The sequence below is a fragment of the Burkholderia thailandensis E264 genome (genome assembly GCF_000012365.1).
Classification (GTDB): Bacteria; Pseudomonadota; Gammaproteobacteria; order Burkholderiales; family Burkholderiaceae; genus Burkholderia; species Burkholderia thailandensis.
Map to the genome: position 1 here is coordinate 3,096,612 of NC_007651.1, position 14,021 is coordinate 3,110,632.

Here is a 14,021-nt window from a genome sequence, read left to right on the forward strand (position 1 = left end):
CTAAGCCGACACTTCGGCAGGCACGAGCCATCCCGCCGCCTCGAGCGCATCGAGCGCCGCCCGCGCGCCTGCCGACGGCGACACGCCCTCCTTCGCCCACGCTTCGCTCACGCATGCGTAGGCCTGCGAAGGCGTCGCCGTCAGTCGTCCGAAGCTTTCCGGCCGCTGCCGCACGTGAAAAAGCAGCGTGTCGATCTTCGACGCCTGCCTGAGCGCCGCGATCTGGTCGCCGTCGAGGCGATACGGTTCGCCGTCGTCGTCGCCCGCCGCGATTCCGTTGCCGGCGGGCACAACATCGAGCTCGACTAGCGATGCCGCGCGATCGAACAGCCACCACGCGTCGATGCCCGCAAAAAAACGATCGCGCTGCGCGGGCGCAAGCACGTCCACCCACGCCGGCACGCAGCGCGTATCCGCGAGCCGCACGAGAAATGCCTCATCGTCGCCGGCGCGCGCCTCCATTTGCCCGCGCAAATGCGCGACGAGCGCATCGAGGCCATGCGCCGCGCGCAGCACGCTCAGCATCGGCCGTCCGTCGGTCTCGCGCAGCAGGCCGGCGCACACGTCGGCGCGATGCGCCGCGTCGTCGGGCAACGGCGTCACGCACGGCGAAATCTCGAGCAGTCCGTCGCCGTCGTACACGCCTTCGTAAAGCGCAACCACCGCACCATCCGGATTCAGCGCCGCGAGCGCTTCACGCAGCGACGGCGAGAAACCCATGTCGACGAGCGCATACCAGCGCCCGTTCGTCGAAGCCGCATCCAGCACTTGCCGCAGACGCGGCAGCGTGTCCGCCGGATACGGATCGATCCAGTCGAAGATCTCGGTCGCCATGCTCAGATCGCCTTGCCCGCGAGGGCGCTGCCCGATTGCATCGCGTGCTTCAGGCACTCGACGCACACTTTCTCGGGAAACTGCGGCAGCGCGGGGGCCAGTTGATCCGGCCCGACGAACGTGTGCTGCGCCGCGTGGACGACGAGCGAGCCCGGGCAGCCGAACGTGACGTTGCCGCCTTCGATCGTCAGATGCGCGCCGCCGCTGACCGCGAGGCGCACGGTCTGCTTCGCCGCGATCTCGACATCCGCGCCGATCGACGCGACCTTCAGATCGTCGCGCGCGCGCAGCGCCATCACGTCATGCTGCGCCTGCAGCGTCAGATCGTCCTTGCCGGCGATCACGCTCATGCCGACGCCTTGCACGCCGTTCGCGCCGGCGAGCCAGCCGATGCCCTGTCCGCTGTGAATGCGCAGCGTCCGACTGACCGCGAGATTCGTGTCGCTGCCGCTGCCGACGGTCAGCGTCTCGCCCACCGTCCATTGCAGTGACTGGCCCGCCAGCAGACCGTGGCCGCCCTTCGCCTCGATCCCGAGCACCGCGTCGCCCGTATGCGGCAGCGCATTGCCCGCCGAGCGGCTCGACGCCTCGGCAGACGCCTGCGCGTAGCCGTCTGCGCCGACCGTCGTCGCGAAGCTCTTCCTGAGCGCGTCGAGCGGCGCGGCGTCGCCGTTCATCGAGGACTGCCCGGCCTGCTCCGCGCCGCGCTGCGCGGCGAACGGCAAGGTCTTGTGCGTATCGGCCGATTTGTCGAGGAGCTTCGCGAGCGTCGCCTGTTGCGCGAGCAGCGACTGCAGCGCCGACGCGTCGCCCGCCGGCTGCGACGGCCCCGTCGGCGCATAGCTGGAGATCAGCACGCCGCGCGCGCCGCGCAGCGCGCCGTACGCGTCCGAGCGCAGCTCGACGCCTTGCCCGCGAAAACTGCCGAGATAGTTGTCGGCCTGATGGCGCAGGTGGCCGATGTTGAGCTGGGTCGCCGCGTGCGTCGTCGCCATCTGCATGCGGCCCATGCGATCGGTATCGTCCGCGACGAGTTGGTTGTAGCCCTGCCCGTCGAACCCCTGGCTCTTGAAGCCGGACAGCGCGCCCGCATGATTGTGGCGCTTCGCGCCGCCGCCCGCGCCGTGCCATGCGGGGCTATGGCCGCCCGCGAGATTGCCTTGCGCGCTCGCCACATGATCGGCGGCCTGCGTGTAAATCGATTCGTCGAGCGGCTGCCCCGCTTCGCCGCCGGGCGTCGGCGCTTCGCCGCCCTCGCCTCGGCCGTTGAACAGCCCGCCGAGCACGATCGGCCGGTGCACGAGGCCGTTGACGAACTGCACGAGCACTTCGTGGCCGATTCGCTGTGTCTGCTGCAGCCCATGGCCCTGGCTCGCGAGCCGCTGCATCGCGCGCGTCGGATAGGTGCCCGTGTCGCCGTCCGCCTGCCAGTGATAGCGCAGCCGCAGTCTGCCCTGCGCATCGGTGTGCACCGGGCCCGTCGAGCCCGGCCGCGACTCGCCCTGCGGCCCGACGACGATCGCCGTCTGCGCGCCGAGCGCCGTCGGCACGGGGTTCAGCCGCTGCCCGGTGCCGTCTTCCAGCGTCGGGCGCCATGCCTGGTCGCGCGGCACGGCATCGAACCGGTTCGCATAGCCACCCGCCTTCGCCTGCGCGAGCACGCGCGCATCGAGATTCACGAGCGGCAGCGGGCCGAGGCCGCGCTCGATGCGTTCCATCACGGTCGCGGGCAGATTGTTGACGCCGATTTGATCGACGCGCGTCAGCACGAACGCGTCGGGCGCCTGCGCGCCGCCGCGCGGCATGCGCCACGTCGCGCCCGCGATGCGCAGCGCGCGGCCGACGCGCGCGGTGCGCAACGTGCTGTAGCCCGTCCAGAAGCGCGCCGCGGAAATGATCGCGTCCGCGTGCCGGCGCGCGGCGTCGTCGGCTTCGCGCAGGCTGTCGAACGCCTCCGGCCCGACGTCGTCGTACAGTTCGCGCGATCCGGCCGGGCTGCCGAGGCTCGCCGTCGCAGTCGTCGACTGATTGCCGCGGTAATCGCTGCTGATCAGCGTGACGCGATCCGCGGTGAGCGACAGCGACTGCCCGATGCCGACGATCGCGTCGTCCGGCTCCGTCGCCGTGCCGCTCAGCCGCTGCGGCACGCCGCCCATGCGCGCGGACGTGTCGTCCTCGGGCAGTTGCGCGCTGTCGTCGAAGATCAGCATCGCGTGGCCGGCGGGCGCTTCCGCGTCTTCGACGAAGCAAAAGCCGAGCCCCGCTTCGGCGAGCACGTGCCGAACGAAATCGACATGCGTGTGGGTCCGGTACTGCACGCGGTAGTCGCGCGCGCCGAGCTCCGCGATACGCTGGTTCGCGTCCGCCGTGAAGCGCCAGCGGGCGATCGCGCCGTACGGCGCGAACACCGCGCCGAGCACGTCCGCGATGCCCTGCCGCACGAACGTGCGCTCGTCGCGCCCGTGCGCGAGCGCGGCGAGCCACGGCACGAGCTGCAGGTAGTACCGCGCGAGGCCGGCGTCGTAGCCGATGCACTCGGCTTGCGCCACGAGCCCGCTGCGCACCGCGCTCGTGCCGTCCGCGAGTGCGGTGCGAATCGTCACGCGCTGGCCGAGCATCGCGTCGAGATCGAGACCGGGATCGGTCGCGAGCGCGTAGACGTCCCACTGGAAATTGTCGGAGAGCGTCTCGCGCCCCACCCAGCGCTCGATCTGCAGCGACGCGATTTCGCCCGCCCCATCGAGGGAATAGAGACAATTGGCAGCGCTGAAAAGCGACGTGAATTGCGTGACCACGCTCATGAGAATCCCGCTCTCTCAGGGTTCGACTATTTTTTGAATACGGCTCGTTGCGACGAAAACGGGACGACGAATAAAACCACTGAGCTGCGCGACATCACTCTCGAACGATCACGATAATGCAGCGTAGCCAAACCCCGATTGCGCGCGATTCTTCGATTCGGCTTGCCGAATCATCGGGACACGCCTCGGCGCCAAGGTTGCCAGACGATAGGTCCCCTATTTATCGCGCACTATTTTAAATTACGGCGCGACGCTAGGCTATAGGACACCCATACGAAACCGGAGCGAAAACGCGTACCCGCACGCTATCTCGAAATGAAAATATTTCGGCCCGCCGCAATCGGGCCGACGTGCGATTCGAATCAGCAATTATTTCTTGATAGGTAATATATTCCGCCAGCCAAATTCCGCTATCGTCTCGAATGGCGATTAGCCGGTAAAATCGGCCCCGCCCGCGCCGAGCGCGGGCTGAATTCGCCCCGCTCGACGCATGCCCGTCGAGCGTCCAGCAAGGAGACCACAAGCATGGCACGCCCGTTCATCGTCCTTGGCGACAAGCATAGCCACGGCGGCACCGTCACGACCGCGGCCGCGACGTCCGCGATCCACGGCAAGGGCATCGCTCGACGCAACGACCGAGTCTCGTGCCCGATTCACGGACCGAACCACATCGTCGAAGGCGACGACACGATGATCATCGACAACGAAGGCGTCGCGCGCGACGGCTACCGCACCGCGTGCGGCGCGGTGCTGATCGCGAGCCAGTCGAGCACGGGCGGCGACACGGCGTGACCGAAGCATCGACGGGGAATCGGATGAAGCAGCGTGCGTGGTTGAGCAAGACGGCTTTCGTGGCCGCGATCTTCGTCGTCGTGTGGATCGCGACGATCGCGTATTGGAAAGCGACGTATCACCCGCCGAGCGGAACGGAGCTGCTGACGTACGGCATCGCGCTGCCGGCGCTGCTGTCCGCGGGCCTGGCCTGGGGGCGCCGGGCCGTCGGCCGGCTGCGTGAAGCGGCGGCCGGCGCCGAGGGCGCGGCGCCGGCCGCCGCGCCCTCGGCGCCGCACGCGAGCGCCGCGCGAGCCGTGGATGAAGCCGCGACACTCGCGTGGACACTCGCACTGCTCGACAGCAGCGTGCGGCTCCCGGCCGGCGCGACGACGACCGAAATCGACGACGCCGCGCGCGAGGAAACCGCCGTCGGGCTGCATCCGGCGCTCCGACGCGCGGACGGCACGGGCGTGTTCGCAAGCGGCGTGGCGTCGGTCTCGGTCGACCATTTCGACGAAGCCCTGCTGCCGCCCGGCAGCGACGCCGCGCTGAACGATGAGCATGCGCGCGCGCTGCTGCTCGCCGCGGATGTCCTGGACGAACTGCTCGAGCGTCACGCGGTGATGGCGACGGGCAACGCGGCCCGCTCCGCCGAGCCGCTCAAGCTGCATCTGCTGCTGCCCGAGCGCTGGCAGCCGGCGGCGGGCGCGCTGGCCGCATGGCTCGACGCACACGTTGCACGCGAGCGCTGGATGCCCGGCATCGAACGCGTGCAGACGCGGATGATCGCGGACCCGGTGCAGGCTTGGACGGTCGTCGACGAGCTGATCGTATCGCTTCATCGCGAGCCGTCGAACGCGAATCATGTCGTGCTCGCCTGTGACTCGTTGCTGAGCGACGCGACCGTGCACACGCTTGACAATACCGGCAGGCTCTACGGACACAATCGGCCGGACGGCCATATCCCGGGCGAAGGCGCATGCGCGCTGCTGCTCGCGCATCCCGCAGCAGCCGACGCCGAGGATGCGCCGCGCGTTCACCGGCTCGTCGCGGGCCGCTCTGCCGCACCCGACGGCGCGGCGGCCAAGTCGCCCGCCGATACGCTGGTGCAACTGCTCGCCGACGCGCGCACGCAGACGGCCCCACCCGATCTCGCGCTGTCCGGCTGCGGGCTCGTGAGCGATGCGGACCAGCGCGGCGGCAGCCGCACCGAAATCGCAGCCGCCACCGAGCGGACCTGGCCCGACGGTGCACGCGAACGCTGCCGCCACCTCGGCGTCGCGAACGGCGAAAGCGGCGCAGCGCTCGCGCTCGGCGCGATCGCGGTTGCCGGCTGGCGCGCGACCGAGGAACAGCAGCCGACGTTCGCGGCATCGATCGGCGACCCGGTTGCGCGCGGCGTCATGCTCGTCACGCCCGCGCCGATCGCATCCGCGGCGGCACCCGACCTGGCCGCCGCCGCGGCGTGAGCGAGCGCCGGTTGCGCGTCGCCCTCGACTAGATCAGGAATCCGCCGCCCGCTCGACGTGCGCACGTGCACAGCGCGTCGCCCGTTCGGCTCGACACGAGCACGAGCTGCGTGAACCCGTTCGGCGCGACGTACCGGCTCAACAGGCAATCCATCAGTTGCGCGAACGTGTGGACGCCCGTGCCCGCGAAGCAGTCTTCGTCGATCGTGATGCGAATCTCGAGCCCCCGCACGACGCTCGCGAACGGTTTTTCGGACACCCATGCGGTCACGGGCTTCTGCGACACGTCAACGATGCCCGCGATCTGGCGCACGGTCGCGGCAGACTCCTGCACGTCGTGCAGCTTGAGCATGTCGCGCACGGCGCCGGCGCCGCCCGCGAGCAGCAGCGAATTCAACGACAACTGCGACACGAGGCGCCACAGCGCGCCACGATCCTCGCGCAAGCGAAGCGGCCGCGTCGGCCGCTGCAACAGGCTGATCCGGCTCGCGAGCGTGCCGCCCTCCATCATCAGATCGCCGCCCGGCGCGCCATGCGGCAATTGCTCCGGCAAATCGCGGTTGCTGCACGTGAGCTTGAAGTCGAGGCCGGCCGGCGCCGCGACAGGATCGAGCGCGGCGTCGACAAAGCCGAGCGACAGTTCGTGCCCCGGCTCGCTTCTCGCGACCAGCGCATCGCGCTGCATGCGCCAGTACAGCGACGCCCGCGTCGCGTGCCCGCCGTGGTACAGAGAATGGAGCGACGGGAACGTCGTGACGCGCTCGCCTTGCGGCGTGTCCTGAACCTGCGCCACCGCGTCGACCGAATAGACTTCGTACGCGTATGCATTCTGCTTGTCGACGACGAGCGGATACATGTGCGCGCCGGACGCCGCGCCCGGCTGCTGGCCGAGCTTGCCCGTCGTCTCGAACAGATTGACCACCGGCGTGCACCCCAACTGCACATGCTCGGCGCTCAGTGCTTCGAGCACGCCCGCCTTCGCGGACTCGGCCGGGATGTCCTTCAACAGCAGATGGAGCGTGAAGCGCCGCCCGCCGAGACGCCCGGCCTCGCGCAGATCGCAATCGAAGAAGCCGAATTTCTCGGGAAACGCGAAATACTCGGTGAGCAGCGGATACGCGGGATGCACGTTCTCCGGGCAAGGAATCAGGCTATCCTCGCGCGACACGCCGACGGCCGCGAACGGCACGCGATCGAGCGCCACCCAGCGCCCGCCGTGCTCCGGCTCGACATAGGCGCGCAGCCCGTGAATCGCCAGCGCGTCGCGCAGCGCGGCGCTCATCAGCGGTTCGCCGCGCGCGTACAGTCGAACGGAGTCGAGCTTCAGCTCGGCAGCGCTCGCGTGCGGCGAGCGAATCGCGAACGAAAGCGAGAGTTGCGCGCTCGCGTTCGGCGGCAGCCGGAACGAACGCGGCGCCTGCGGCATCGCGTAAAAGCGCGCGGCCGTCAACTGCAGCGGCGATAGCGTCACGTCGTACGCGGTGCGGAAAAACAGCTTCGCGCCCCTCACGGGCCGGCTGTAGAGCTGCGTGCCGCGCGGCACGACGACGGCCGCCGACATCTGCGCGGCGCGGCTCGCGTCGATGTCGAACGACGCGATCGAGCACGACGGGAACGCCCGCAGATAATGCGGATACAGCACCTCGACGAATGCCCTCGTGAATTCCGAGTAGTCGTCGTCGATATGCCGCGACGCGCGTGCGCCCGTCAGCGCGAACGACTGGAACAACCGCTCGACCTGAGGGTCCTCGCTGCTGCCGTCGGCGCCGCTCGCGAGCTGCATGCGGCTCGCGATCTTCGGATAGCGCTCGGCGAAATCGCGCACATGGCGGCGCAGGAATGCCAGTTCCCGTTCGTAGTATGAGAGGAGTTCATCCATCAGCGGTTCTCGAAAGTGCCGTCGCACGCCGGCCGGCCGTTGCCGACACCACGACGGACCGCGCGTGGGGTGAGCGCGCGAACCGCCGGAGCCGATGCACGGCTCCCGAATGGACGAACGTTGCGCGGACAATCAGCCGGGGCGGAGGCGACGGCCCACTTTACCGGAACATGCGGATGCAGTCCACGCGGTGCCCCGCGCGTCGGCCAGCCGGCCAAGCCGCGACGATCGAGGCCTTCGCGCGCCACGGCAAAGGTGGCGCGAGACTGTGCGACCACGCACGACCCGACAGCGCTCCTTCCTTCAGCGGGACACTCGCGCAACGAAACGCCCGCCCTCTTCTCGCTTCCGCCCCGTCTGCCGCCTTTGTTTCGCGTATCCGCGCATCACCGGTCGCGCCGCGCGAAGCACCGCGATCGCGCTGACCGCCGCGACGACTGCTGACGACAGGCGGCCGCCGATGCAAAACCCAACCCGCGCGCGATAGCGGACAGCGCGGCCGCAAACGCCGTCGATCGCCTTGGCTCGCCCGGCAAACGTCGCCCCATTGCGGGCCGCGCGTGTCGCCGTACGTCACATGCAGTGGGACTTGCACTCGATGAAGCGACGAGAGTCGCTTCCGTTACCAAGCGTCGCGCCGACGCTCGCGCTATGCGCGCCGCCCGAGGGCTGCGGCTCGCATGGTGCGCCTTCGAGCGGAACAGCACACTGCGCGCTCCGTGGATCAATAGCTTGCGCAGATGCGTATCACCTCTCTTGCCGATCCCCGGCAATCGCACCTTACCGCCCGAACCTATCTGCCTCGGAACCAACCCGATCCAAGCCGCGAACTCACGCCCGGACCTGAATACATTCGCGTCTCCCATCGTTGCGACTGCCGCAGTCGCCGTCAGCAGACGAACGCACGGTATCGCAGCGATCGCCTTGCATGCCTTGTCCTCTTTCAGCTCAGCCTGCAGATGCCATTCAATTTCGGCTATTTGCTTACCCGGATTCTTCAACCTGCCGCACTGCTCGCGCGGCGTTTCGATCAAGATCGTCGGCAGACGAGGCGGATTCAACCGGCCGCTCGAGTACGCCGCGGATCGCTTTATTCAGCGCCCCCCGTGGCCTCCACTTCACCGCATTCGGTCAGCAAGCCGTGCAGACTGTTGGCCTGCATCGTGCGGAACTTCACCCGTGGTTCCCGCATCCGGCGCAACCCCAGCGCCGCCTGCCGTGTTTCTGCCTTCGCTGACACCGGCTTGCCCGGCTGCGGCACCGCCATCCAGATCGCTCGCGCATCAGCAGCGTCATAGCGGCGTATGGTCGCGCCCGCGGACCGGCCGCGTCTCGCGGCGCTTTCGCTCATCGAGCCACTCGAGCGCTACACTTGCTTCAACAGCCGCCGGGCCAGGCTCGAGCATGCCGGGCGATGAACGCTGGCCCGTGATTGCAGCAGACGCCATCTGCCGGCTCCCTATCGCTACAAACACACTCGAGGTGACTCACCATGGATCGTATTTTCATGACCCGAACGGAAGCCCTGGAATTCCTGCTCAAGGCTCATCAAACCGCAGTGGACAAGATCGGGCATCCCTCCCACAAACAGACGCCGGCCGATCATGCCGCGATCGAAGCCCTGGATCGCTTGTTGCTCGATGTCCGCGCACGCCGAGTCGATCAATTTCAGATCAACGCGTCCGCCGCGCAGATCATCGTGACGGATTGATGCATCCGCATCGCGCAATCGGTAGCGCCTCCCCTAAAACCCAATCAAGTCAAGAGCAATTCAATAAAAGTGAATTATCCGCGAATGAATCTCTCAAAATGAATTCGTCCGGATTTCAAAAGCGCGGACGAATGACGTCGCTCGGCCGTGGCGAGGTCCGCGTCATCGGCTCCAAGTCGGGGGAATTGATTCGGCATTTCGATTGCAACGCGGCCAATCGTCCAGCAGATCGGGAAACCGCCGCATCCAGATCGTGACCACGAAATGTCGCCCGCGAAACCGATGAAGAGCGCCCCTGCAGGCGATTGCGGCAGCATGCGCCCCTGGCGCCGACGCAAGCCCCATCGATGGAATATCCGCGAACGGCAGTACCGCGAAATCCCGCAGGCGCACGACCGTACGGGAAACCGACAGTGTTGGCGACATTCCGTTTTGGAGCGCCCGGCATCCCGCGCTCGAAAGGAAACGTGCAGAAATGCCGCCGCAGCCGAATGCGCCAATATCCGGCACGTATTTTTCTGCCCCCCATCCTGCTCACTCTGCCGAATGGCATCACGTAAATCGGGAATTTTTAATAGATCTCCAAGGTAAACCTTGAATTGACTGATGCCACGCCACGTGCTGTATTTCTGAATTCTCCATTGTCATGACCGATAAATTCGAAGCGCGACAGATAAGCGAAGCCGTTGCATGAAAAGGCAGGACTGGGAAGCAAAAAGGCCGTGGGTATCGACACCATTCCCCATTCTAGGAGAGCCAGCATGACCAGGAACGCAAGACTCACATGGCAAGGGATCACCGGACTGATCGCGATATGCGCGGCCGCGCTCGCGACCCATCCTGCACGCGCCGACGTCGCCGCCGGACCGGGCGCATGGAGCAGCCAGCAAACGTGGGCCGCGGACACGGTCAACGGCGGCAATCTGACCGGCTACTTCTATTGGCCCGCAACCCAGCCGACGACGCCCAACGGCAAGCGTGCGCTCGTGCTCGTGCTTCACGGCTGCCAACAGAGCGCAGCCGGCGACGTCATCGACAATTCGCAAGGCGCGGGCTTCAACTGGAAGAACGTCGCCGATCGATATGGCGCGATCATTCTGGCGCCCAACGCGACCGGAAACGTCTATAGCAACCATTGCTGGGACTATGCGAACACGTCGCCGAATCGCACGAGCGGCCATGTCGGCGTATTGCTCGATCTCATCGGTCGTTTCGTCGGCGACGCGCAGTATGCGATCGATCCGAACCAGGTGTACGTGGCGGGCCTGTCTTCCGGTGGCGGCATGACGATGGTGCTCGGCTGCATCGCGCCGGACGTCTTCGCCGGCATCGGCATCAACGCCGGGCCGCCGCCCGGCACGACCACGCTACAAATCGGATACGTCCCGATCGGCTACACGGCGCAAACGGCGGCCAACCAGTGCAGGGCGTGGGCGGGCTCGAACGCGGGCAAGTTCTCGACTCAGATCGCCGGCGCCGTATGGGGCACGTCGGACTATACCGTGGCCCAGGCGTATGGTCCGCTCGACACCGCCGCCTTTCGGCTCATCTATGGAGGCACGTTTGCGCGGGGGGCCACAGTTTCCATTCCCGGCGGAGGCACGAACACGCCTTATACGGACAGCAACGGCAAAGTGCGCACGCACGAGATCGTGGTTTCCGGCATGGCCCATGCCTGGCCTGCCGGCGCGGGCGGCAACAACACCCATTACGTGGACGCGACGCACATCAACTATCCGGCCTTCGTGATGGACTACTGGGTCAGAAACAACTTACGCGCAAGCGCCGCGCCGACGCAGTCCGGCACTGCGCCGACAGGGCTGACCGTCACGGCCGCGACGCAGACGAGCGTGTCGCTGTCCTGGAACCCGGTCGCCGACGCGAGCAGCTACAACGTCTATCGAAACGGCGACAAGGTCGGGGCGTCGACGTCGACGGCCTACATCGATTCCGGCCTGATCGCCAGCACGACCTATTCCTATACGGTCACCGAGGTCGATCCGAGCGCGGGCGAGAGTGCGCAGTCCTCACCTGTATCGGCGACAACACAATCGAGTTTCGCCTGCACCGAGACGACGGCCACGAATTATGCGCACGTGCAGGCCGGCCGTGCATACGATTCATTCGGTATCGCCTACGCGGCCGGCTCGAACCAGAACATGGGGTTCGACAACGTGTTTTATGTGAATACGCTGGCGGAAACGAAGGCCGGCTATTACATCATCGGCAATTGTCCGTGAATGCGGTGCACGTGATGTACCTGCGCGGGCATGATTCGCCCAGGTCGATCGACGGGGTGGTGTGATTTTGCGTAAGCGTGATACGACAAGACCAGATCGAATGGCCCCGTCGAAAAATAGCGATTGCTATCGAGCAATCGCCTAAGGTCATCTGACGGTATTAAAAACCATCTGTCGCATATGGGCACAGCCATACAGCCGCGTCTAATGCACTCGAGGCGGGATAAGGCATAAGCGAGAAAACGATGACCTATCTCAGTGATCACCCGCATGAACTCCACCGAAACCTCTTCGAGCGACCGATCATCGCGCGCCGCCTTCACGCCGCCCGGCGATCAGAAACCGATCTCGATTCCTTCCCGCGATCCACTGAGGCGGCCTCCCCCTGCCACTCCACGTCGCGCCGGTTTCCGGGTTGCAGTACTTTGGAGCGGCCGGACCACGACGTTTCCCACGACCTCCGTTCGGCCTTGCTCGACCAAAGATGTCCTCTGCGGAAATTCCATACTGAAGAACGGTTTTTCGTATCACCTTGATCGCGTCCGCCGCCTCCCTTTTTCGCGCGATCTCGGCCGCCTCCGCAACCGACTTCAATCTAGCTCGGAGCTCTTGAAAGGTTTCAGGATTCAGTTCGCTCATCTTAGCATTGCCTAAATAAATTCACATCAAAAAATGCCAATTTTGAATAGAAACCAATTCCACTAAATACAACTCACATTCCACATTTATTTACTCAGAATAAAAAGGCTGAGCACTGCACGACAGCTTTGACGAGCAGCACACAGCAAAACCATCTGCACCGAGGGCCACCACGTCTTCTTCGCAGATGGAAAATATGGGTCACCGTGAGCGCCCGCATTCCAAACCAAGCTTTCACCACCCCTCAATTCATCAGATCAAATAAACTCATCGATACAACCATGACACCAACGAGACACCCGCCTCCATTACCGCTTCACTCCTTGCGCGGAGACCAGCATGCCGCCGCAAAAAAACTGAGGACTGCCGTGCCCATCACATAAAACGCGGGAGCAAGATTATTTTGTGTTGCCGCAATCGCCCAAGTAAGAATGGCCGCCGAAAATCCACCGAACGTAATGACGGCGAGATTGTACGAAATTGAAATTCCCGTGGAGACTATTTTACGCGGAAACGCATCACTCAATGCAGCGAGGATTGGCCCTTCATAGCATGCAATAACAAGTCCGAAAACAACCTGAAATAGCAGCAGAGAATGCAAACCAGGGCTCACATTCAAGAGTCTGAACATGGGATACGCAACCATGACAGCCACAGCAAGCGCCCCCATGAGAAATCGACGCCGCCCGTAGCGATCGGATAGATAACCGAAAACCGGCGTCACAAAGAGAACAATCGACGCACCAACGAGAACGGCAATAAACCCTGTCGACGCCGGCAAATGCAAGACCTTTGACGCGTACGTGGGGATATAGAAGAGCAGAACATATGAGCAAACGGTCCAAAATATTACAAGGCCAAATCCTATCAGCGTTTCGCTCTTCCACCGACGCACAATCTCGAGCACCGGCGTCCGCTCTCGGATTTGAACATTCTCCTCCGCGGGTTCATGCACTTGATTGCGGATATAGATCCCGAGCGGCCCGAGACACAAGCCAATCAAGAACGGTATGCGCCACCCCCATGACTCCACCTGCTCGGCGCTCAGAACCTTGACAAGCACAACCGCAAGAACCGATGCCAGAATAATCGCGAATCCGATGCTTGCCTGAATCCAACTGGTGTAATAGCCCAGCCGTTCGGCGGGCACATTGTCTCTTAGAAATCCTGTGGCGCCGCCCATTTCACCTCCGGCGGAAAACCCTTGCAACAGGCGCGCACATACGATCATCAATGGCGCGAAAATACCGGCATCCTTATAGGTTGGTGCAAAAGCAATCAGGGATGTGCCGATGGTCATCAACGTAATCGTGATGACCAAGGTTGCACGACGCCCGATTTTATCCGCCATCCCTCCCAAGACAATACCGCCCACCGGCCGCATAAAAAATCCGACACCAATCGTGGAGACAGACAGCAGCAGAGACAGATTGTCATCCGAAGTTGGAAAGAATATTTTTGCAATGATGACGGAAAAGAAGCCATAGGAAATAAAATCGAACCACTCGAATCCATTTCCTATGATCACGGCGACGACTGCCTTTGTCCTCTCCTGTACGGCGAAGCTCCGCTTACCCTCGCGCAAGCCAGCGACGGTTTCCATATTCTTGTGCCCTCGGATTTTGATGTTCTGGCGCCACTGGCAACGATCAACGGCGTAGCCAATGGTACGGT

At 64.7% G+C, this 14,021-nt stretch carries 10 protein-coding genes and 1 pseudogene; 4 read left to right on the forward strand and 7 right to left on the reverse strand.

Annotation, left to right across the window (positions count from 1 at the left end; translation table 11 throughout):
* On the reverse strand, window positions 1-834 hold the full coding sequence (locus tag BTH_RS26005) for a DUF4123 domain-containing protein (protein ID WP_009891787.1): 834 nt from the start codon (window positions 832-834) through the stop codon (window positions 1-3).
* A gap of 2 nt (window positions 835-836) precedes the next feature.
* On the reverse strand, window positions 837-3,635 hold the full coding sequence (locus BTH_RS26010) for a type VI secretion system Vgr family protein (RefSeq protein ID WP_009891789.1): 2,799 nt from the start codon (window positions 3,633-3,635) through the stop codon (window positions 837-839).
* Between the two features lie 525 nt (window positions 3,636-4,160).
* Here BTH_RS26010 and BTH_RS26015 point away from each other — a divergent pair.
* Window positions 4,161-4,427: a PAAR domain-containing protein gene (locus tag BTH_RS26015; RefSeq protein WP_009891791.1), complete on the forward strand. Its 267-nt coding sequence runs from the start codon at window positions 4,161-4,163 to the stop codon at window positions 4,425-4,427.
* A gap of 23 nt (window positions 4,428-4,450) precedes the next feature.
* The gene (locus BTH_RS26020) at window positions 4,451-5,878 is read left to right on the forward strand and encodes a hypothetical protein (RefSeq protein ID WP_009891792.1); all 1,428 of its coding nucleotides are present in this window, start codon (window positions 4,451-4,453) and stop codon (window positions 5,876-5,878) included.
* Between the two features lie 28 nt (window positions 5,879-5,906).
* On the opposite strand, the gene tssF is transcribed toward BTH_RS26020, so the two are convergent.
* From tssF to BTH_RS35920, 3 genes and pseudogenes are all read right to left on the reverse strand, one after another.
* On the reverse strand, window positions 5,907-7,757 hold the full coding sequence (gene tssF, locus BTH_RS26025) for a type VI secretion system baseplate subunit TssF (protein WP_009891794.1): 1,851 nt from the start codon (window positions 7,755-7,757) through the stop codon (window positions 5,907-5,909).
* 701 nt (window positions 7,758-8,458) lie between these two features.
* A pseudogene (locus BTH_RS35915) lies at window positions 8,459-8,650 on the reverse strand (transposase); the annotation flags it as partial.
* A gap of 197 nt (window positions 8,651-8,847) precedes the next feature.
* Window positions 8,848-9,108 (reverse strand): hypothetical protein, encoded by a 261-nt coding sequence (locus BTH_RS35920; protein ID WP_025369439.1) that lies wholly within the window; start codon window positions 9,106-9,108, stop codon window positions 8,848-8,850.
* 141 nt (window positions 9,109-9,249) lie between these two features.
* Between BTH_RS35920 and BTH_RS26035 the strand changes: the two genes are divergently transcribed.
* Together BTH_RS26035 and BTH_RS26040 are read left to right on the forward strand one after the other, a co-directional pair.
* A complete protein-coding gene (locus tag BTH_RS26035; protein ID WP_009910381.1) occupies window positions 9,250-9,468 on the forward strand; it encodes a hypothetical protein in 219 nt (72 codons plus the stop codon).
* A 761-nt stretch (window positions 9,469-10,229) separates the two neighbouring features.
* Complete coding sequence (locus BTH_RS26040; protein WP_009891798.1) at window positions 10,230-11,708, forward strand: extracellular catalytic domain type 1 short-chain-length polyhydroxyalkanoate depolymerase; 1,479 nt, start codon at window positions 10,230-10,232, stop codon at window positions 11,706-11,708.
* Window positions 11,709-12,011: 303 nt separating this feature from the next.
* Here the strand turns inward: BTH_RS26040 and BTH_RS32270 are convergent, their stop codons facing one another.
* Both BTH_RS32270 and BTH_RS26045 read right to left on the reverse strand, forming a co-directional pair.
* On the reverse strand, window positions 12,012-12,347 hold the full coding sequence (locus BTH_RS32270; protein ID WP_009891799.1) for an H-NS family nucleoid-associated regulatory protein: 336 nt from the start codon (window positions 12,345-12,347) through the stop codon (window positions 12,012-12,014).
* A gap of 316 nt (window positions 12,348-12,663) precedes the next feature.
* Window positions 12,664-13,950: an MFS transporter gene (locus BTH_RS26045; RefSeq protein ID WP_009891801.1), complete on the reverse strand. Its 1,287-nt coding sequence runs from the start codon at window positions 13,948-13,950 to the stop codon at window positions 12,664-12,666.
* Between the last annotated feature and the right edge of the window lie 71 nt (window positions 13,951-14,021).

Excerpts from the sequence above, each read along its gene's own strand:
- BTH_RS26005 (WP_009891787.1), bottom strand. The coding sequence starts at position 834 with ATGGCGACCGAGATCTTCGACTGGATCGATCCGTATCCGGCGGACACG.
- BTH_RS26010 (WP_009891789.1), bottom strand. The coding sequence starts at position 3,635 with ATGAGCGTGGTCACGCAATTCACGTCGCTTTTCAGCGCTGCCAATTGT.
- BTH_RS26015 (WP_009891791.1), top strand. The coding sequence starts at position 4,161 with ATGGCACGCCCGTTCATCGTCCTTGGCGACAAGCATAGCCACGGCGGC.
- BTH_RS26020 (WP_009891792.1), top strand. The coding sequence starts at position 4,451 with ATGAAGCAGCGTGCGTGGTTGAGCAAGACGGCTTTCGTGGCCGCGATC.
- tssF (WP_009891794.1), bottom strand. The coding sequence starts at position 7,757 with ATGGATGAACTCCTCTCATACTACGAACGGGAACTGGCATTCCTGCGC.
- BTH_RS35920 (WP_025369439.1), bottom strand. The coding sequence starts at position 9,108 with ATGAGCGAAAGCGCCGCGAGACGCGGCCGGTCCGCGGGCGCGACCATA.
- BTH_RS26035 (WP_009910381.1), top strand. The coding sequence starts at position 9,250 with ATGGATCGTATTTTCATGACCCGAACGGAAGCCCTGGAATTCCTGCTC.
- BTH_RS26040 (WP_009891798.1), top strand. The coding sequence starts at position 10,230 with ATGACCAGGAACGCAAGACTCACATGGCAAGGGATCACCGGACTGATC.
- BTH_RS32270 (WP_009891799.1), bottom strand. The coding sequence starts at position 12,347 with ATGAGCGAACTGAATCCTGAAACCTTTCAAGAGCTCCGAGCTAGATTG.
- BTH_RS26045 (WP_009891801.1), bottom strand. The coding sequence starts at position 13,950 with ATGGAAACCGTCGCTGGCTTGCGCGAGGGTAAGCGGAGCTTCGCCGTA.